This is a genomic window from Demequina sediminis (genome assembly GCF_030296675.1).
GTDB lineage: Bacteria > Actinomycetota > Actinomycetes > Actinomycetales > Demequinaceae > Demequina > Demequina sediminis.
Map to the genome: position 1 here is coordinate 2,144,419 of NZ_AP027736.1, position 18,492 is coordinate 2,162,910.

Annotated in this window: 17 protein-coding genes and 1 pseudogene; 4 read left to right on the forward strand and 14 right to left on the reverse strand. The window is 61.8% G+C overall.

Features of this window, described 5'->3' with window-relative positions; all coding sequences use genetic code 11:
- Position 1 precedes the first annotated feature (1 nt).
- Together QUE44_RS10945 and QUE44_RS10950 are read left to right on the forward strand one after the other, a co-directional pair.
- Complete coding sequence (locus QUE44_RS10945) at positions 2-559, forward strand: DUF5317 domain-containing protein (RefSeq protein WP_286214554.1); 558 nt, start codon at positions 2-4, stop codon at positions 557-559.
- 27 nt (positions 560-586) lie between these two features.
- A pseudogene (locus QUE44_RS10950) lies at positions 587-1,857 on the forward strand (hemolysin family protein).
- On the opposite strand, the gene QUE44_RS10955 reads toward QUE44_RS10950, so the two are convergent.
- The 6 genes from QUE44_RS10955 to QUE44_RS10980 all read right to left on the reverse strand — a co-directional run bounded on the left by QUE44_RS10955 (position 1,854) and on the right by QUE44_RS10980 (position 8,797).
- Positions 1,854-2,810, reverse strand: a complete 957-nt coding sequence (locus tag QUE44_RS10955) for a DUF4349 domain-containing protein (protein WP_286214555.1) — start codon at positions 2,808-2,810, stop codon at positions 1,854-1,856. The pseudogene QUE44_RS10950 and the gene QUE44_RS10955 overlap by 4 nt on opposite strands.
- A 574-nt stretch (positions 2,811-3,384) precedes the next feature.
- The gene (locus QUE44_RS10960) at positions 3,385-4,770 is read right to left on the reverse strand and encodes a tyrosine-type recombinase/integrase (RefSeq protein WP_286214556.1); all 1,386 of its coding nucleotides are present in this window, start codon (positions 4,768-4,770) and stop codon (positions 3,385-3,387) included.
- A 1,004-nt stretch (positions 4,771-5,774) separates the two neighbouring features.
- Positions 5,775-6,236 (reverse strand): hypothetical protein, encoded by a 462-nt coding sequence (locus QUE44_RS10965; protein WP_286214557.1) that lies wholly within the window; start codon positions 6,234-6,236, stop codon positions 5,775-5,777.
- A gap of 87 nt (positions 6,237-6,323) precedes the next feature.
- The gene (locus QUE44_RS10970) at positions 6,324-6,986 is read right to left on the reverse strand and encodes a hypothetical protein (protein WP_286214558.1); all 663 of its coding nucleotides are present in this window, start codon (positions 6,984-6,986) and stop codon (positions 6,324-6,326) included.
- Between the two features lie 3 nt (positions 6,987-6,989).
- Positions 6,990-7,490, reverse strand: a complete 501-nt coding sequence (locus QUE44_RS10975) for a hypothetical protein (protein ID WP_286214559.1) — start codon at positions 7,488-7,490, stop codon at positions 6,990-6,992.
- 191 nt (positions 7,491-7,681) lie between these two features.
- The gene (locus QUE44_RS10980) at positions 7,682-8,797 is read right to left on the reverse strand and encodes a hypothetical protein (RefSeq protein ID WP_286214560.1); all 1,116 of its coding nucleotides are present in this window, start codon (positions 8,795-8,797) and stop codon (positions 7,682-7,684) included.
- A 523-nt stretch (positions 8,798-9,320) separates the two neighbouring features.
- Here QUE44_RS10980 and QUE44_RS10985 point away from each other — a divergent pair.
- Positions 9,321-12,026 carry a type IV secretion system protein gene (locus tag QUE44_RS10985; RefSeq protein WP_286214561.1) on the forward strand — a complete coding sequence of 902 codons (2,706 nt, stop codon included), beginning with the start codon at positions 9,321-9,323 and terminating at the stop codon, positions 12,024-12,026.
- A gap of 56 nt (positions 12,027-12,082) precedes the next feature.
- Here QUE44_RS10985 and QUE44_RS10990 read toward each other — a convergent pair whose 3' ends face one another.
- The 8 genes from QUE44_RS10990 to QUE44_RS11025 form a co-directional block, all read right to left on the reverse strand.
- Positions 12,083-12,535: a hypothetical protein gene (locus QUE44_RS10990; protein WP_286214562.1), complete on the reverse strand. Its 453-nt coding sequence runs from the start codon at positions 12,533-12,535 to the stop codon at positions 12,083-12,085.
- A 307-nt stretch (positions 12,536-12,842) separates the two neighbouring features.
- On the reverse strand, positions 12,843-13,013 hold the full coding sequence (locus QUE44_RS10995; protein WP_286214563.1) for a hypothetical protein: 171 nt from the start codon (positions 13,011-13,013) through the stop codon (positions 12,843-12,845).
- A 229-nt stretch (positions 13,014-13,242) separates the two neighbouring features.
- Entirely contained in the window at positions 13,243-14,214 is a 972-nt protein-coding gene (locus QUE44_RS11000) for a hypothetical protein (protein ID WP_286214564.1), read from the reverse strand.
- A gap of 146 nt (positions 14,215-14,360) precedes the next feature.
- Positions 14,361-14,660 carry a hypothetical protein gene (locus tag QUE44_RS11005; protein ID WP_286214565.1) on the reverse strand — a complete coding sequence of 100 codons (300 nt, stop codon included), beginning with the start codon at positions 14,658-14,660 and terminating at the stop codon, positions 14,361-14,363.
- Between the two features lie 219 nt (positions 14,661-14,879).
- The gene (locus tag QUE44_RS11010; protein ID WP_286214566.1) at positions 14,880-15,824 is read right to left on the reverse strand and encodes a type II secretion system protein; all 945 of its coding nucleotides are present in this window, start codon (positions 15,822-15,824) and stop codon (positions 14,880-14,882) included.
- A gap of 285 nt (positions 15,825-16,109) precedes the next feature.
- Positions 16,110-16,685, reverse strand: coding sequence for a hypothetical protein (locus QUE44_RS11015; protein ID WP_286214567.1), 576 nt, complete (start codon positions 16,683-16,685; stop codon positions 16,110-16,112).
- 246 nt (positions 16,686-16,931) lie between these two features.
- On the reverse strand, positions 16,932-17,192 hold the full coding sequence (locus QUE44_RS11020; RefSeq protein ID WP_286214568.1) for a hypothetical protein: 261 nt from the start codon (positions 17,190-17,192) through the stop codon (positions 16,932-16,934).
- Entirely contained in the window at positions 17,192-17,665 is a 474-nt protein-coding gene (locus QUE44_RS11025; RefSeq protein WP_286214569.1) for a hypothetical protein, read from the reverse strand. The genes QUE44_RS11020 and QUE44_RS11025 overlap by 1 nt, the downstream gene beginning before the upstream one ends.
- 220 nt (positions 17,666-17,885) lie before the next feature.
- Between QUE44_RS11025 and QUE44_RS11030 the strand changes: the two genes are divergently transcribed.
- Positions 17,886-18,431: a gamma-glutamylcyclotransferase family protein gene (locus tag QUE44_RS11030; RefSeq protein WP_286214570.1), complete on the forward strand. Its 546-nt coding sequence runs from the start codon at positions 17,886-17,888 to the stop codon at positions 18,429-18,431.
- Positions 18,432-18,492 lie beyond the last annotated feature (61 nt).

Genomic DNA, 18,492 nt, shown 5'->3' on the forward strand with positions numbered 1-18,492 from the left:
CATGCTCGTTCTTGCCGCCTGCGTCCTCGCGGTGCTGTCCCCTCTGCTTGTGGGCCGGTGGCCGGCCGGCCTCGCCCTCCAGCGGTGGCGATGGCCCGTGCTCATCTGGATCGCGCTGGGGGCGCAGATCCTCATCATCGAGTTCGGCCTCCCGAACGACCTCGCGCCGGTCGCCCACGTCGCGACCTACGCGATCGCGCTGACGTTCTTGTGGCTCAACCGGCGCGCGGCGGGGGCGCTCGTCGTCGGTGCCGGCGCCTTCACCAACGGGCTGACGATCGCCCTCAACGGAGGGGTGCTGCCCGCGAGCCGCGCCGCGACCGAGGCCGCGGGGATCGATCCCGATCACGCGTTCGAGAACACGGCGGTGATGGACGATGCCGTGCTCCCGTGGCTCGGCGACGTGTTCGCGTGGCCCGACCCCCTGCCGCTGTCGAACACGTTCAGCGTGGGTGACGTGCTGATCGTCGCGGGCGTGGCGATCGCCGCGTGGAGCGGCACCCGCCGCCTCGGCGCCCCCGCCAGGGAACCCGAGTCGGCGACGGACGCCGCCGCGTAGGAGACACCTCGGGGCGGGAGGCCTTAGATGGATCAGGACACGATCATCAACATCGGCCTCGTGCTGGTCTTCGTGGTGATTGGCGGAGTCTTCGCTGGCACGGAGCTCGCGCTGGTGTCCCTGCGCGAGAGCCAGGTCGAGCAACTCTCCAGGCAGGGCAAGCGCGGTGCCCGCGTGGCATCGGTCGCACGCGATCCCAACCGCTTCCTGGCCGCCGTGCAGATCGGCGTGACCGTCGCGGGATTCTTCTCCGCCGCGTACGGCGCCTCGACCCTCGCGCCCGATGTTGCGCCGCTGTTCGAGGGCGTGGGTCTTAGCGAGAGCGCCGCGCACACCGTCGCCCTCGTGGCGATGACGCTGCTCATTGCGTACCTGTCGCTCGTGCTGGGCGAGTTGGTGCCCAAGCGCCTCGCGTTGCAGCGCGCGACCACGGTGTCACTCCTCGTCGGGCCCCCGCTCGACCGCTTCGCCACCGCGATGCGCCCGGTCGTGTGGCTGCTCTCCGTGTCGACCGATGCGGTGGTGCGGCTCGTGGGAGGCGACCCCCGCGCGACCTCGGAGGCGATGTCGGAGGAGGAACTGCGCGACCTGGTTGCTGGCCATGAGGCGCTTGCGGAGGACGAGCGACGCATTCTGACCGATGTCTTCGCGGCGAGCGACAGGACCCTCGAGTCGGTCATGCGTCCGCGCGGAGAGGTGATGTTCGTCAAGGACTCGCTCACGGTGGCCGAGGCGGCGGCGCTCGCGGGAGCGAGTCCGTACTCACGCTTCCCGGTGATGGGCAGGGATGCCGATGACGTGCGCGGCTTCCTGCACGTGCGGGACCTGCTGGTCGCGCCGCGAGAGCAGCGGGTCAGGGAGCTCGTGCGCCCGATTCCTTCCTGCCCTCGACCACGACGGTGTTGCCATCGCTGTCGCAACTGCGTGCGGAGGGCGTCCACATCGCGATCGTGGTCGACGAGTACGGCGGCACCGACGGGATCGTCACGCTCGAGGACCTGGTCGAGGAGCTCGTGGGGGACATTCACGACGAGTTCGACGTGCCCGAGCCGCATGCGTGGGTCGCGGCCGACGGCAGCATCGAGGTCGACGCGCGCTCGACCGTCGAGGAGTTCACCGAACTCACGGGGATCGCCCTTCCTGCCGGGCCGTACGAGACCGTCGCGGGACTGGTGCTCCACCGGCTCGGCCGGCTCGCCGTCGAGGGCGATGCCGTGACCATCGACCCGGCGGAGCTGATCGTCACCGCGGTCGAGCGGCGCCGCATTCGCCGCATCCGGGTGACTCGCCCCTCTTAGGCGCGCGGGGCATCGTCCGGGACGGGCGTCTCTGATGCCGCTGATGCGTCCGACGCCCCCGACGCCCCCGACGCCTCCGGCGTCCTCCGCGAGCGTGCCACGCGGACCGCGACCACCACCACGCCGCCCACCACCGCCGCGGCCGCGAGCCACGGCAGCAGCACACCCAGCACCACCAGCGCGCCGGTGACGAACGTCACGAGTCCGTCCCATCCCGACTCGAGGCCGGTCCAGAACGTCCGCGGGGAGTCGTCCTCGACGATCACGACGGGTTCGGTGGTGAGGGAGAGGTCGATGGCGGACATCGCAACCTGGTCCTCGAGACCGCGCTGGCGCGCCTCGAGGCCCTCGAGCTCGGCCTGGCGGCTCGCGAGCTCGTCCTCGAGCGCGATGATGTCCTTGATGCCCTGCGCCTCCGCGAGCAGGCCCTCGATGCGCAGGGTCGACGCGCGCAGCGTGGAGATTCGGGCGGCGAGGTCCGTCACCTCGACAGTCACATCCGAGGAGTGGGTCGAGAACTCGTCGACCGTGCCCAGTGCGCGGAGGTCGTCCACCGCGCGGTCAAGCGCGCTGCCGGGGATGCGCAGCGTGAGGTGTGCGGAGCCGCCGCCGTACTCGGTGGCAGCGGTCTCGCTGCGTGCGTCGACGCGCCCTCCGGCGCCCTGGACGATGCTCTCGGCACGGTCGGCGGCCTGGAGGGGATCCTCGACGGTCATGTACATCTCGCCGGTGATGATGAGCGAGCGATCCTGGGTGGGCTGCTCGGCGGACGACTGCAGGTCGGTGCCTGCCTCCGCCTCGACGCCCGGCTCGCCGCCGGCATCGGTGCCGCCGTAGTCGGCCTCGGAGGCGCCGGAACTGCACGCGGAGAGGCCCCAGGCGATCGCGATGATCGAGGCAGTGACCACGCCCCGGCGGAAGGAATGACGTGCCGTGCCAGCGTGTGTGCCCATGTTGCTCATGCTAGGGAGACGCTCGGTGGCGAAGAAGGGTTGGTTGCGGACTTGCAACCATACTGTGACCAGGCGTGATGTTCGACCCGGCGGATTTCTGCATCCGCGTGCCGCGGGTCTCGCGTTCGAGGGCGGCTACGACGGTCTCGGCTCGAGTCAGGAGTGAGGATTCCGGCAGAGATCCGGGTCGTCTTGTGCCGCGCACCTCACAGTTGGCGCCATCGAGGCCGATACGCGGTTCCAGTGGAGCGGGTGACGGGAATCGAACCCGCGCTATCAGCTTGGGAACTTGAAAGTGCAATATTCCTGCATAACCATACATCCGCAGGCGTGTCGTCCTGTGTGAGTATGCACTCCATGCAGAGGATTTATGCTCTACCTGCACGTTTACAGGGGTCCAGGGCAAAGGTAAAGGCGTAAACTCCCACATCAACTCCCGCGAATATCGGATATTACGGACACGTACGAGGCTTCTATCAACTCCCAGAACAACTCCCACGGCGGGCAACACGTGAGCGTGACAGAACCAGGTGATGACAGCCGTCCCGAACGCCGTCCAGATGGGGAGAGTAGGTTACGCCGACCGCTTGCGAGGGTTAGGGGTGCCGTCAAGCGCCCGCAGGCTTACCCTCATCACTTCCTTCATGAAATCCACACCGATGGACTCTGCATACTCCTGACCCATGCCTGCGGTCGCACTGAGCGCTTCCCTCGCCGCATCAGAACCTCTCAATTCCACATAGCGCATCGTTGTGGAGATATTGGAGTGGTTAGCCAGCGCCATCAACTGCATAGCGTTGAGGTTTGTGTCGAGCGCCAGGCGGGTCAGCACACTGTGACGAATATCGTGGACAGAGAATCCCTTCTCCTCTGACTCATAAAAGAACGCCTCCTGTAACGCCTGCCATGCCGCACGGTCCCTCTCGGGCGTCCGAATCGTCACGCCGTCACGCTTCACGTTGTGACGCGCTTCCTCCCATGCGTCGAGTCGCTTCGCGTAGGACTCTTCGGTGTCAGCGCGGTGCCGTGCAGGCTTGCGGGCGTTGATAGCGCCACCGAACACAAGGTCATCCCTGCCGCTCAAACCCTCTACACGTTCCATGTAGCGGAGGTGGTGACGGAGGACGATTGCGGGGGCAACGGTGAGCGGTAGATAGTGAACGGAGCCAGGCTTCTTCGACTTCGTGCCCGGCGCGAGGCGCATCATCGAAGAGCCTTGCTTATTGTTAGCCGTTTGCGGGCAAGCCTTGGCAGTCACTTCGCCGCAGGGGAACTTCCCTGACGCGGATATATCACCGCATCCGTGGAACCATTCGGCTGGTAGCGCGTGAGAGTCGAGTGACAACAGGGCACCGCGAATCTTGCCCTTGTCATCATGTTCAAAGGCGATGTTGCGGCGACGGATTGCTAGGCGCTCTCCCTGACGCATACCGGTCACTACAGCCAGATACGCCTCTGGGGCGCACCAGCCTTCAGCATGGACGAGCGGAGAGCACTCGTTGACGAGTTGCTTCGCGAGAGCCGCTGACAGCCGCAGGAACTGAGTTTTGGGTATCACCCTGTCCGCCCTGTTAGTACGGGCGTGACGCCGAATCGGTGCCGGGTTCCGACGCTGTGTGGCTGTCCTCCCCCATGCCTCCTCAGTGGGGAACTCAACCGTTGTAATCACACGGGAGTCGATGAGTCCCGCCCTTGACGCGGCGTTCAATACCGTAGATAGAAAACGGAAGTGCCCGTGCTGGGTGTTGTACGCCGACGCCTTGTTGTCAGCGTCGATGACGTTGAGCGAAGTGATGAATTGAGTGACGTTCTCACTGCTGAGTTGGTCGAGGCGCAGTGCCCCGATGGTCCCCCAGTACTTCGACAACGCGCTCTCGTAGTTGCGCAGGGTTCCGTCGCTCAACTTTCCAGCGGCGTACTTCAGGTTGATGTGCCTACGGGCGTAGTCCATGACGAGCATCGAGCCAGTGGGGGACGTGTCCCGCACTACCCGCTTGGCGATAGCGGAGTCACCGCCGAAGCGTCGCACCACGGCTTCATCTAGCCATGCGATAGCGGCTTCCTCAGTAGGAAAACTCTCCTTCTGACGCGGCTCTGCACCATGTGGGGGAAGTTCTGCCCTGTACCCGTCGCGGTACTTGTATACGCTACCCGTCCCGCGTGGACGCCGTTGCGCTGAAGTTGAAGTTGCGGGAGCCATACAACGACCCTACACGCGCTACGACCGCCCCAAAGTTGAAAGTGTGGGAGTTGTTCCCGTGTCACACCCGACCGTCACCATTCTCCACATGACTACTTCTAAGGATGACCGGACAGCAACGCCCGCACGCGATGACGCCCACGTGGATACGGGCACCCGCAATGCGCTCACGTTGATGGCTGACGGCAGGGCTGGGCTTCCAGTACTGGGCAGGCTCCTCGTACACACGCCCGCTGTAGCCGCTTGGATTGCCGATGCTGACACCGCTGAGGGCACACAGGCTCGTGGCGTATGGGTCGCAGAGTGCGTACGCATTCACGCTCTGGGACGGTGGGAACTCACCGACAACGATGAGCACGACCAGGAAGTGAACCGTGACGCGCTGACGACTGGCGCGAGAGTGCTGACCTCGCACGTGTGGACGGGTAGCCAGGCTGACGGCGCTGACGGTTTCAAGATTTGGGTCATCACCGAGGCGGTACATGAGGGGGTTAGGGCTAGCACTTGCATCCTCACGCCTGCGGACTACTAGGCGTCGCTAGCCGCCGCGTGTGGGCATGGAAAGAGCCGGGTTACCCCACTGTTGGGTCACCCGGCTCTCGTCGCGTATAGGGGTGTTCACACGGTTCTGCGCTCATCTGTGGTGACGCCTCCCAGTCCAAAAGGACACGTTCCCGGCGAGGCGGTTCCGAAAATTGAGGGGACACAGCAACGCCCCGGCTCTGAGTGTTTGAGCCGGGGCGTTTTGAGTTGCTGTCAGGCGGTTAGCGACGTGCTCGCTCTAGGTCCGCCTTCGAGTGTGCGAGGAAGTGTTCGATGGCTTCGTCGCCCACCAGGTCACTGTCATCTGGCTCGATGACCTCGGGAGCGTCCGCGAGAGGCTTGCGGCGCTTGGACTCGATTTGCTCGGTGCGGCGCTCAAGTTTGATGTTCTCCACACCGGCTTCAACGCGGCACCATTCGGACTTCCGTGCCGCCTGGTCGATGTCCCGCTTGAGTTTGCTCATGGAGTTCGGGAGTTGGAAGCCACCGAGGTCCGTGTACTTCTCCCGGAACGCGGCTACAGCCTTGCCGTATGGTCCGCTGAACTCCTCCACGAACTTCTTCAGGAGGTTCAGGATGTAGAGCCGCTTCGCTTCCACCTCCTGCTCCTCCTCTAGGCGCGCTATGCGGTCCTTCAAATGGCGGCGGCATCTCTGACCGCCCTCTGGTATCGACTTGCACATGATGGGTTCCTTTCGTTGTTGGGGTGTGATGGACACGCGCCCGGCGAGCGTCCTTTTGGGGTTCTAACGGGTTGTCCGGTCAACTGCTCACACACCCGCGTAGCGCGCTCGGATGGCGTCGTTGGCAATCTCCTGCAAGCGCGAGGCGTACTCGTCACGCCACTCGTTGCGACCGACCTGCTCCACGAACTCGTCGTATGGGGTGCACACATGACGGAGGAAGTTCATGCTGATACGACTCAGGAAGTCCGCATCCTGGATGTTCTTCCGAGTGACAGGAGTAGGAACTTCCCACCCGCGTGACATGGCGACAGCGAACTGGTGGTCGTTGTAGTGCTCGACCGCCTCCGCGTGAATCTCGCGGAGGCTCGTGAAGCGGTCCACAAAGCCCTCTTGTGTACTGAGGGCACGGAACTCCTCGACCAGGGCGTTGAGGCGGTCCTGCTCGCGTTGCTTGCGCTCCTGCGCGGCTTTGGCGGCACCCGTCACCTTGCGGTTCGGGTTAGCGCGCCGTGCTTCCAGTTTCTGCTTCCACTCCTGGAAGGCTTCCGTGGACTCTGCGGCTTCCACACGCCCCTCGTAGTAGAGGCGCATAGGAGCGGCTGACCGGTAGTGAGGGTTCGCACGCTCCACGTCGCAGTCACCGAGGAACCGGTCGATAGCCGCCTTCGTCCAACCGCGCTCGATGACGGTGGACTGCGTGATGAGGCTGGTGGTCGTGTAGTCAGGGGCTGTGAGTGTCGTCGTCATGGCTTACTTCTCCGGGACGCCAACACCGACGACGATGTGACCTTCGAGTGTCGCGTACACAGTCGCCTGGAATCCGAAAGGGCTGTCCACGAGGAACTCGTGCCTGCCGTCGGTACCGCAATCCACCTTGGCGAACTCGCTTGCGCGGAGCCGGTAACCTGCCGCTTCGCTGACTTCATCCAGTAGTTCGAGCGGTCCAAGCGGTACGAAGTCACAGAGGGACTCGGCGGCGTTCTTGTGGCGGATGAGGGCGTTGATGTGGTCCTCGCTAACAGGTTCGCCGTCAGCGTCCTCATAGATGAAGCCGCGCTCTTTGGCGGGGACGTGCTCTAGCGTCACGCCGTGCATCGCCGCCTCGTGGAAGAAGTAAGGGAACTTCACCGGCTCGGCGTAGTCGTCGGGTCCAGGGTTAGCGACCCGTGCGGTGATGTCACAGAGTTGGCGTAGCGCGCTGAGGCGTTCATCTGCGGCTAGGTCGGCGGTGCTGATGGATGTGTTGGTCATGTTCGGTTTCCTTGTCGTAGTCGTCGTATTGAGGCGTTCACCTCTAACTGTTAAATCGGATGTTTGGGGGTGCGGAACGGCGCTATAGCCGTGCCTCGTCCGCGATAGCCAAGCCGCTCCGCGACCCTGTTTTTGGGTGCACCGAGTACAGCCCCCGACTGGGCAGGCGTGGGAAGGGAAAGTGTGCGGGGCTAGGCGGCTCGACTGAGGAACTGCGTGGTGCACTGAACCTCTAGCGCCTGTACTTCGGGCAACGTGACGGTAGCCCGCACGAGTTCGCTCACAATGTCGAGGTTCGCCAGTATGACCACGCGCCAGTCCATAGATTTTGAGTCGTAGCCGTGCTTCGGGGCTTCCCGGAATGTTCGTATCATGAGAGCGCCTTGGAGAGTCATCGCGACTCTGGAGAGGTTCAACAGTTCCGGGTTAACGTGCCCCTCTGCCGCGCGCATGATTGCGTTATGGAGGCGGTTGTTGAGGTTCGCGTTGCTGTCCGTGCTAGTGGGGACGTCAGGGAAGGTCAGGCGCTTGCCGTAGTCGCCCTCTTCCCATAATTCGAACAGTTCAACGCGGGGTGTGGAGCAGTGGTTCATCCACGTGCCGGTGCCAACCTGCACGGTGAACTTGTTCGTGGCGCTCAAGGTCACACCACTCTTTGCGGTGACGACGGTCAGGGTCACGTTCGCGTAGTTGCCGAGTTCCTTCAGGAACTCCTGTGCGCCTTCCGCTTGGTACTGCCTATCAGCGTCGAGGACGACGACGTTTAGATTGTTCTTCTCGGGCATCCGGTTCGCGTCGTGGCGGTACCAGGACATCTGCTCACTGAAGTACGCGCGACGGACGTGCTCGCGAGTGGTGAGGGTTCGCCAGTTAGTGACGCCGAGAGATGCTCGGACCTCGTGCATGTCGAAGATGGCGTCGGCAACGTTATCCCGGTGGTGCTCGTGAAGGCTCGCTTCAACTCGTTGCACTTCCGCTCGCGAGCCTGGGGTAATGACTAGGGTGCGAGTGCGTTGGTTACGGGGGACATCGTTAATGACCTTGATGATGTCCGCGATGAGGGCATCACGCTCAAGCGCTTCACTGACGTTGATAGAGATGTCAGCGGTGACTCCCGGCTCTGCGAAGAGAGTCAACTCGTCAGGGTTCGCAGGCGTCGTTGCGTTGTAGAACCCTGGACGCTCGGGAAGTGTGTCGAGCCGCTTGGCGACACCTTCAATGCAGTCCTTGAGGGGTTCGATATGGGTCCGTAGTTTGTCAGCCCGGACACCCTTGGCAGGTCGTAGTTCTGTAATTGTTGCGGTCATGATGTTCTTCCTTTTCTAGGCTACGGGTTTGATGTGCCGCTCCTGTGTTTGTTGTTTTATAGGCTTGGAATGACAGGTTCTTGTCCCTCCAATGCCTAAAGTTTATCATTTATCCGCTTGAAATGCAATTCTTGGTGTGTTATAGTCCGCCGCACTTCCCGCATTGAGTGTCCTTTCCTGGCGCAAAATGCCTGGTAGTAATTCACTTTTAAGCCCGAATAAGGCGCGCAAATCGGTGCCGCTATTCAGCGTGTCGGCGGCGTGTCAGCGCCCCCTTAGAGGACCGCTCACGGGCGTCCTGAGGGCATCTTCTGGGGCTTCTGGCGTAGTCCACGGGAGCGGGAAGGACAAAACAGGAGCGTGGTGCTGTCAACGTCGCCCGCGCGCGCCTACATCTAGCGCCAATCCGATGCGCTTACCCCGTTAGGACCAAAGAGGGAGCCGGTCACCTTGGCGCACCGTTTCGGCGTCAGCACGGGCGAAAACACCGATAACTCCTTATGACAACGATTTGGAGAACATCATGACCTCAAGCCTCGCCCTCACCGGAACCGACAGTTTTGTGGCGCGCGTCGTCACGCCTGCATCGGACGGCAAGCCGCTCAAGCGCTCACAGCATTCACACGCCCGCTATATCTCAGGGAGGGGCGGTAGTCGCCGTTGGTATCAGCGCGTCCTCGCGGCAGTATTGAACGTCGTCATCTTCCTAGGGGTCGTGGCTGGCACCGCCGTCGCTACCGAGCGACAAGCCCAAGCAAATTGGTTGACAGAAGGCATTAGAAGTATTTTTTGCAGTACGCCCGCCTATAATAATTCTCCGTCGCAGGGGTCCGTGTCCTCACTCATCACGAATGACAAGGACGCCGCCGCGTTCCTAGAGGTACCGAGAACGGCAGAGGAAATCCTCTCCTCGGGCGTTAACTGGACCGTTTACAACGGCGAAGAGGACCCGTCGAAGAACGGCTCGAATCGTGTGGATGCGAAGAGCGCCGACGAGGACAAGCGCGTAGATATGTTCGAGAACGGCGAGTGTGTCCCGGTCACCTCTATCGTGATGACTTACACCGCGAACTCTGTGATGGGTGGCGTCAAAGTCCTCACCAGCATCTCCGGCTTCGTGCTTGAGCAGGCTTACCACCCCACGTGGGTACAGGGACTCATTGATACGGCTGGGCGCGCAATCACTGGTGTGGACCCTGAAACAGGTGCGAAGGTAGGCGACGGACTTAAAGATTCTCTCTACCTAGAGTTCATCAATCTCATTATCTTCTTCGCCGCCCTATGGTTCTTCTGGACCGGGGTGGTGAAGCGCAAAACCACCGAAGCGGCGTCGGGAGCCGTTTGGATGCTAGCAAGCGTCATCGGAGGAAGCCTCCTCGTTTACAACCCGACATTGGTACCCACTATCACCTCAGATGTGACTTCGAGTTTCGCGGATGTCATCCTCACCGGGACCGCTGGCAAGGTCATGGATGTCAGCGGCAACGACGTGGATATTTGTGCCCTCCCCGGCAAGGAGGATGAGGTCATCACCCGTCAAATCACGTGCTCCATGTGGAGTACTGCTGTCCTACAACCGTGGGTCATGGGGCAATACGGAACCTCGCTCGATGAACTCAACGGTCAGGCTCCCGATGACATCCGCATCGGGGACGAGAACGTGAACAATCTCGCGCTCTATCAACTCAGCGCGCAGTCCCTCACGCCCGCTGACAGAGGCGCTGGAAGCGCCGTCCTGGACTCGAAAAACAACATGTTCTTCGCCACTGTCGATGAAGTGGCAAGCCCTGAAGCGTCAGTGCCTACTTCGCTCACTACATGGAGTGGCGAAGCATCGGAGCAACGCGTTTCAATCGCCACCGTCGCCCTCATCGTGAGTGTGATGATGAGCCTGCTCGTCATCATCCTTGCGGGCACCATGCTTGTCGCTCAAATCGCTGTCGCCATCCTCGTTTTCGTAAGCCCCTTCTTCCTCCTGCTGGGCGTCCATCCAGGCATGGGTCGTCGGCTCATGGCTCGCTGGGGCGAGATGCTTGTGAACGCGCTACTGAAGCAAATCCTGGCGTGTGTGCTCCTGGCTATGCTCCTAGCCTTCTACGCCGCAATACTCCCCAACGCGTCCTCTAATTGGGGCACATCCGTCCTCGCGGTAATTGGGATTTCTGTGGCAACCCTTATATACCGTAAGGAACTCACGAAGGCGGTCACCTCCTCTGTGAACTTCGGTAGTGGTGGCATCCTCTCCGACCAGCCTGCAAGTAAGGCTGGCGCGGTCATGGGCGGTATCGCAGGCGGCGCTGTCGTCGGACTCGGCGCTGGCGCTCTCTCTGGCGGCAAGGTCGGCGCAGGCATCATGAAGTCCGGTACTGGAAGCGTCACACAACGTGCCATCGCGGCGGGGAAAGCCACGGTGGCAGGCGCAGGGCGTGGAGCCGTGAAAACAGCCGCTCGTGCCGGTGTCGCGCAGTCCAGCACAGGTGGAGCCGCCCTTGTGATGTCCGGTCAACATGGACAGGTCGCCGGGCGTCAGTCCGCTGGAAAAGTTGAGTCCAAGTTCAACGAGAAACAGGCTCACCAGCAAGAACGGGACGCTCGTCAGCAGGAGCAGGCGCAAGCCGTCGAGCACCAGCGGGCTATGGCTGACTGGAAGAAGAACATGTCGCCCAATCACCAGCGCTACATGAAGGAATGGGAGAAGAACCGCCAGAACCCAGAGTGGCGTCGCGCCGTCACAGAGAGGTACGGCTTGAGCGAGGTTCCGAACCCGTTCGAGCAGTCCTTCAACGGCTACGGAAAGCCCAAGTCGGAGTGGAAGGCGGGGGATGCTCCTGCACGCCTCCACGGTGCTGACAAAGCAATTGACTCGACCAGAGTCGCCCCGCCCGCAGTCGGTGAACAGCGCGAAGCCTGGCTCACAGGTGGTAACACCCCTCAGGCTGGAAGCAAGAGCGCAGGAGCACCCACTGAACGCCCCTCGAACAGCCCGCAGAACGCCCCTCAGCGTCCTGTAAACAACCCCGCGCTCACGGGTAAGGGTGGCACCGGTTCAGCCCCTCAGAACGGCGGAAACGCAGGCGGTTCAGAGGCAGGACGCAAGCAACGCGGCAACCCCGTGAAGCCTCCTCAGGGTGGACTTCCTCAGCCGCAGATGAACAAGGGCGAGCAGGTGAAGCCTCAGGCTCAACGAAAGCCGTCAGGCGGCGGTCAGTTGCCTCGCCCTGGGCAGTAAGCCCGGAACGCAAAGAACCCCGGCTCCGTCACTCTGAGCCGGGGTTCTTTCGTATGTCAGCACACTGGACATGCGGGGTCACATGGAGCCGTTTCAGCGGGGTCGCAGATGCACGCCGCGTCGGTGCCTCCGAGCGCACGCTCAAGCGCCTCGTCCTCGCACACGACACACTCCTCAGGCTCGCTGTCCGTTGCTGTGTCCGTAGAGGCGTCGTCAGCACCCTCGGAGAGGAAAGCGGCGGCAATCATCGCCTCAGCCGTAGCGAGGGCTTCCAAGCGCTCATGAGCCAACGTGAGCGCATTACACGTGGGGCAACCACCCGTGGTGAGCATGCAATCCACGTCAGGGAAATTGTCACCCGAACCGTTGACGACGAAAGTGATGACCTCATCGAGCCGCTCCTCCTGAAAGGCGCGAGCGTTCCAGGTTTCGAGCATCGCGGCGAATGCATCGGACGGGGTGCTGTCAGTGGTGTCCGCGTCGGGCGGACGTACGTGGTGGGTGGTCATGTTCTCCTCCTGGCGTAGATATCCAAGATGCAGGCTCTCACCAGCCACTGACATCAGCGTGAGCAGTGCGTGGCTCGCGGGAGCGACGTGGGAGCAAAGTGACCGCCGCGCTGTCCGCAGAAACACGAAACCCGCCTCATCTCTCGACGGGGCGGGCTACGTGTAACAACGAAACGACGTGAACATCAATCACTCACGCTATCTATATCGGCAGGAATTGAAGCGAGCCGATGAGGAGCGGCTCTGTGGCTCACGCTCCCCACCGGCTCGGCGGGTTTGTAGGGGTGGATGGACGGGGTTCGGGCTTTTACGGCTGGTCGGCAAGGATGTCGCTCATCGCCCTGTTGAGGGTGTTCTCAAATTGGGTGCCCGCGTTGTCGAGCACGCGGTCCGTTTCGGATGTGATGTGCATGACCACGCTGACGGCGAGGATGGCGACGATGACGAAGGCGAGTGCCTTGTAAATAGTGGCTTCCATGATGTTCTCCTTGTTGTTTGGTGAGGGTGATGTGACCTCACGTGCTTACTAACGGCTATCCGATAATCGGACGCCGAAACGATGACTCAACTCACGTGACTCGTCCGCGATAGGTAGAGATGCGCTCGCCCGAACTGTGTCCTTCACTGCGACCTCTGCGAACACGCATGCCCGGACATAGATGAACCCCCTGCCAGCAAGCCGACAGGGGGTTCAGTAGGTGGAGTGGTTACGCCCGTGATGGTTGCGCAAGAACTGCCTCCTCCTCAGTGACAGAGCCACGTGCAACGGCGGTGCGTTCCCGCTGTAGAGCCATCTGGACGCGTGCAGAGAGGTCATCCACATCGCGGTAACGCTTAGCCATGAGAACTCTCTTGGATGCCGCTTCCACAGCCGTCATGTAGTCCTCATCACTGACGACCGGCTCGACCTGCTCCACGTCCGAACCGAGCGGCGCAGGGCGGTTACGGTCAGGGATGTTCTTCACCTGCATATCCCTCTCCACGAGGCGGGCGAGAGCCTTGTCACGTACGCGGAGGTTCTTGCTTCCACGAGAAATCATGCGGAGGGTTGCGCTGTTCGTCGTGCGCTTTTCCGCGATGCATGTGAGCAAGTGCTCCGAGGCGTCCGTTTCACCCTTGAGCGTGGACACGGCGAGGGCATGGAGTTCGGGAGCCTTCTTGCCCTCCAACTCCTTACGGTACGTGTAGCGCTCATCCCACTCACGGACCTCTTTGAACCCGTTGCTTCCACCGTCAGCAGGCGGCGATTCAAGGCGAACGATGCGCCCCTCTATGTATGCGCGCTGTGAAGGTGTGAGCGGATTGTCAGTGTCACGGAGGCGGAAGCGGAGAGTGTCCACGCCCTCCTGACTGACCATGTACTCAAAGCGGCGGTCAACATTGGCGGCACGGAGTTTCGCGTTCCTCCGCTCCGTAGCGAACTGGAACTGGCGTAGCCCGTCCTGCACGCCTTCGTAACGCTTCCCTAGAGCGGTCAAGCCCTCAGGGGTTTCAATCCATCCCTGCATGGCGGCACGTTGCTCCTCGATAGCGGCGGCGAGCCTCTGAGAGTCCCTCTTGCGCCACGTCGTACGACTTCTGAGTCCAGCCTCAGCCCTAGCAATCTCAGCCTCGTACCACGCGTGGTGGCGAGCCTCAGCGGTGGTCGCGTTCTCGCGGCGTGCTTCAGCCTCAGCCATTCGTACCTCAGCGGCGGCGGTGTCAGCGACTGGGGCGGATGTACGTGCCCTCCACATGCGCAACTTGAGCCGCTTCGTTTCGAGGTTCGCGTACGCGTGAGGGGAGCATCGTGGACCTGGTTTCTTGTAACACATAGCCCACCCCCTTACGCGGTCACGAGAGCGTCGATGGTGGCGGTGTCAGCAGTGAAGCCCTTCGGGAGGTCCAGCCCGATGTGGTCGGTGCGTTCACCGAGCACGTCCTCAAGGGTCAGCGAGGGGTTGTGTTCGGCGGTACGGAGAGCGGCGAGCGTGATGTCGAGGACGACAGCCGCACCCTCGTGTTCAAGGGTGCCGGGTTCGGTGTGATTCGCCCTGAACCATTCGTAATCTTCCATGCGGGCACGGAGTTCAGCGGCTGTGACGCCAGTGAAATCTAGCGGGTTCTCAATTTGCTTGTGTGTCATGGTTGTTGTTCCTTTTCGTTGTTATAGATGCGGGCACAGTCGCCCTATTCATATGTATCTATCGGCTATTTCGGCGGGGAAGCCTCGTGGCTCGTCCGCGATAGCCGTAAATGCGCTCGCCCGAACCGTGTCCTTCTTGGCGCGTGGAGATGCCCCGGAAAACCCTGAAGCCCCCGCCGTGATGGCAGAGGCTTCAGGGGGTGATGACAGAGGAGGGGCTTAGCCCTCGTTCACATGCACGTAGAGTGCTGTCGAGCGAGCCACTTCCTCGCCCGCCACGTCATAGGCGACGACTACCAAATACGTATCGCGCTCGAACCATGCCCCGAAAGAGAACTCTTCATGTGGGGCGTAGGTGCGGTACACCATGCCGCCCTGGCTGTTCTGTACCTCGTAGCGGACGACCTCAGCGTTCTGTACTGGCGTCCATGTGAAATCCACCGTGCTCGCGCCTATGAATCCTGCTGACGAAGTGACGGTGATTTCAGGGGCGACTACCTGCGGCGGGACGGGACGAACCTCGATGACGTTGCTGACACCGGCAGGGCGTCCCTGTGCGACGGCTGTGACACGGAACTGGGTGGGGTGGTCATCGAGCACTTCGGAGGTCCATGCGGTCACGTTGCTTTCAGTGGTGGTCACCATGCCCGTCGTCACATTGAGAACTTCGTAGTAGTCGGCACCCTCGACGGCGCTCCAACGGAGGAGAGCGGCGTTCATTTCATTGAGGTCCGCTTCTAGTACCGGAGAGTCCAAAGGGAGGTTCGCTTCGGGACAGCCGCCCTCGGTGAGGTCGGACACGTCAGCGCCGTCACCGGAGATGTGGAATATGTCCTTGTCCTTCGTGTCGATGTCGAACGCCTCCGCGCACCACTCGCTACCAGTCGTCACGTACTGCACTTGGATGCTCGTCGGGATGGGCACATCGGAGGGGAGCGCGCTCGGGTAGATACCCGTGTTGAGTTTTCCGTCACGCTCGACGGCGATGCTGACGCTGGTCATGACGGTTTGGAGGCGTTGACTCGCAACGACCTCTTTCTGGCTCAGATACGTGGGGATGGCGATGCTCGCGAGCAAGCCAACGATGAGGATGGCTGTCAGCACTTCCATCATGGTGAAGCCGGATTCGGAGCGGGTGCGTGGGGTGTGAGTGGGGGTAAGCATGAGGGTTCCTTTCAAGTCGTTACTCCCTCTATCCGCTATTTCCACGAAGGCGCATCACTTCGGCTTCAGGTGAGGGGCGGGCGGCGGCGCGAAAGCGGGACACGAACCGGGCGAGGGGCTTCGAACCTGCTCGCCTGAACCGTGTCCATCTGGACTAGGAGCCGATGCAAGGAGATGCCCGGTCAACACTGCGAGCCACGTGAAGGCAGAAAGTAACCCCCTCCGCTGATAGGGGTGCGGAGGGGGTTACGGCTTGGGGGCGGCAGAGTGGATGCGCCTCAAGTGTTACTCGCCAAAGGGTGAGTACTCATTGCCCGAGATTTGGTCGTTGTAACCGCGTTGCCATTCGCCAACACAGCCACCGCCCCATGTGCTGTCCCAGTAGCCAGCGCGGTCGGCGTAGAAGTCATCCCAATCCGCGTACCAAAAACCACCGTCGAACCCAGCGAGGTACGCCGAATCGGTGCCGTCAGCGCTGAAGCAGGCTTCGTTGCCGTTCTCGGCGTCCGCTTCGGCGGCTTCCTCTGCGGGAGTGCCGCTTTCGGGGCAGTAGGACTCGTCAGCCTTGCCCTTCGAGGAGTCGTAACAATAGGCGTAGTCGCCAGCATCGACGCTGAAACCGTAAATCATGAACGCGCCTGCAACTTCGGGGTGGTCCCCGGCTATGACCTGTGACCCGATACCGGGGGTGAAGGTCGTCGGTGCGTTCTCGAAGGAGGGGCGACCCTTCGTGGCGTCGAGTACGGTCGCCACTGAGTTCCGTACGTCGCTCTCAAGAGTGGAGCGCATAGCGCTTTTCTGCTGGTTCATGAACAGTGGGATGGCGATGGCGGCGAGGATGCCGAGGATGATGATGACCACGAGGAGTTCGATAAGCGTGAAGCCCTTCTCGCCCTCCTGTCGTGCCCGTAGGCGTTGTTGGACTTGTGTAAGCATGTGAATAATTCCTTTCAGGTGTCATGTGTGTGGGAGCCGAAAATGGTCCTACCTCTCTTATCTGCATAATTGGCACCTGACGCCATTCCGATGCGCGAAGGCAGTGCCTGCATACGAGAAAGCCCCCACGCTTTGCGGCGTGAGGGCTAACCCGGTGAGTGGTTGACGGGGCTACTGCGGAGTGTTCGCAAGGAGTTCCTCAAGGGCGTCAATTTCGTCCTCTACGGCGTCCAAATCGGAGCGTCGGACTTCCTCCCACCCTTCGGCAATCTCGACCAGCCTGCGAGCGTCAGAGAGCCTCTCCTCGGCTTCCCAAGCGCGTGCATGAGCGGCGTCGATACGAGCGGCGACCTCCTCACGGGTGAGGGGTTCTGTGTCGGCAATGGACAGCCCTGCGAGGGCTTCAAGTTCTAGTTCGGTGTCCATCCCCATCACGCCCCTACAGTGATGCGACGGTCGCCAAGGGAGATGCCCGCTTGAGCGAGCACGCGTTCCACGTCGATGTCACCGTCAGGGATGACAACCTGGTGGTCCCAGGCGTTCGCACGGGTGTCATAGAGAGCGGCTTCGCGACCTGATGCATCGAGGTCGATGTACCAGGCATTCTTCTTCGTGTCCCAGCGGAGGATGACGTTCACCGCGAGAGCGATGCCGTTGTAGGAGCGAGCCTTGGGCTGACGGTTGCGTTCGGGGTTCACGATGATGTGCACGCCACGCGCTTCACGAGCGTTCTTGTAGATGTCCTGGTCGATGCACACCTGCTCGGCGTGGAGGACTGCGGAGCGGATGTCAGCAGGGGTGACGGAGCGCTTGACGTTGCGGCGGATTCCCTGGAGGACTGCGGCGAGTGCGTCGGTGTCGTTGAGGTCGTAGAACCGGGCTTCGGTGTTCGTTGTGTTGGTCATGATGTTCTTCCTTAGAGTTAGGGCTTTCGCCGTTGTGCTTGTAAATATCGGCTGAAAGCCCCAGTAAGGATTGAGCGCACCCGCGGCTCGTCCGCGATAGGTAAAACCGCAGGTAAACGGGTTGCTGAGGCGCGCGGGCGTGGTCGCAGAGAAATGCAAACAACGCGAAATGCACTAAGTTCGCGGCGCTGGTGTCAGAGGGCGCAGGGAACCTTCAGCCATGACGACGACCTCCGCCCACAGCGCACACACGCCCGTACCTGCTTCCACCAGTCAGATGCATGCCCGGACCCGCCAGCCGGAACGCGACGCGGCGACCCCGGTGGTGTCCGCGTATGGGGAACTAGCGCTCCCATATCTCGTGTACGGCACTCTTCGTGAGGGGCAGGGGAACAGTTGGGCTATCGAGCGCGGGCAGGGGCGCTACGTGGGCACTACGCACCTCAAGGGCTTCGATATGTACATGCCTCCACACGGCGCATTCCCCTACGTCGCTGAGGGCGCGGGAACCGTCACCGTCGAGATTGTGCAACCTCCTGCTTCCGACTCTGCTCGCAGGCGCTTGCGGGAACACCTCGATAGGCTCGAAGGCTTCGTTGTCGGGAAGCGATGGAATCACTACGACAGGGTGGCGGTCCGTTTTTCTGACCCGCGTGATGGCGGGATGTTGCGCTGGGGTTGGCTCTATGCGGTCACGGACCCCGATGCTCGATTGGACCTCATGCCGAAGATTGAGGGCGGCGATTGGGTCGAGCGCGAGAGGTAGGCGAGTACGTCCGTGAGCGCGTCCGATGACAGGGCTGTGAGCACGAAAGAACCCCGGCAGG

Excerpts from the sequence above, each read along its gene's own strand:
- QUE44_RS11005 (WP_286214565.1), bottom strand. The coding sequence starts at position 14,660 with ATGACACACAAGCAAATTGAGAACCCGCTAGATTTCACTGGCGTCACA.
- QUE44_RS10995 (WP_286214563.1), bottom strand. The coding sequence starts at position 13,013 with ATGGAAGCCACTATTTACAAGGCACTCGCCTTCGTCATCGTCGCCATC.
- QUE44_RS10975 (WP_286214559.1), bottom strand. The coding sequence starts at position 7,490 with ATGACCAACACATCCATCAGCACCGCCGACCTAGCCGCAGATGAACGC.
- QUE44_RS10960 (WP_286214556.1), bottom strand. The coding sequence starts at position 4,770 with ATGCTCGTCATGGACTACGCCCGTAGGCACATCAACCTGAAGTACGCC.
- QUE44_RS11025 (WP_286214569.1), bottom strand. The coding sequence starts at position 17,665 with ATGACCAACACAACGAACACCGAAGCCCGGTTCTACGACCTCAACGAC.
- QUE44_RS11020 (WP_286214568.1), bottom strand. The coding sequence starts at position 17,192 with ATGGGGATGGACACCGAACTAGAACTTGAAGCCCTCGCAGGGCTGTCC.
- QUE44_RS11000 (WP_286214564.1), bottom strand. The coding sequence starts at position 14,214 with ATGGCTGAGGCTGAAGCACGCCGCGAGAACGCGACCACCGCTGAGGCT.
- QUE44_RS10970 (WP_286214558.1), bottom strand. The coding sequence starts at position 6,986 with ATGACGACGACACTCACAGCCCCTGACTACACGACCACCAGCCTCATC.
- QUE44_RS11030 (WP_286214570.1), top strand. The coding sequence starts at position 17,886 with ATGACGACGACCTCCGCCCACAGCGCACACACGCCCGTACCTGCTTCC.
- QUE44_RS10985 (WP_286214561.1), top strand. The coding sequence starts at position 9,321 with ATGACCTCAAGCCTCGCCCTCACCGGAACCGACAGTTTTGTGGCGCGC.
- QUE44_RS11010 (WP_286214566.1), bottom strand. The coding sequence starts at position 15,824 with ATGCTTACCCCCACTCACACCCCACGCACCCGCTCCGAATCCGGCTTC.
- QUE44_RS10945 (WP_286214554.1), top strand. The coding sequence starts at position 2 with ATGCTCGTTCTTGCCGCCTGCGTCCTCGCGGTGCTGTCCCCTCTGCTT.
- QUE44_RS10955 (WP_286214555.1), bottom strand. The coding sequence starts at position 2,810 with ATGGGCACACACGCTGGCACGGCACGTCATTCCTTCCGCCGGGGCGTG.
- QUE44_RS10990 (WP_286214562.1), bottom strand. The coding sequence starts at position 12,535 with ATGACCACCCACCACGTACGTCCGCCCGACGCGGACACCACTGACAGC.
- QUE44_RS10980 (WP_286214560.1), bottom strand. The coding sequence starts at position 8,797 with ATGACCGCAACAATTACAGAACTACGACCTGCCAAGGGTGTCCGGGCT.
- QUE44_RS10965 (WP_286214557.1), bottom strand. The coding sequence starts at position 6,236 with ATGTGCAAGTCGATACCAGAGGGCGGTCAGAGATGCCGCCGCCATTTG.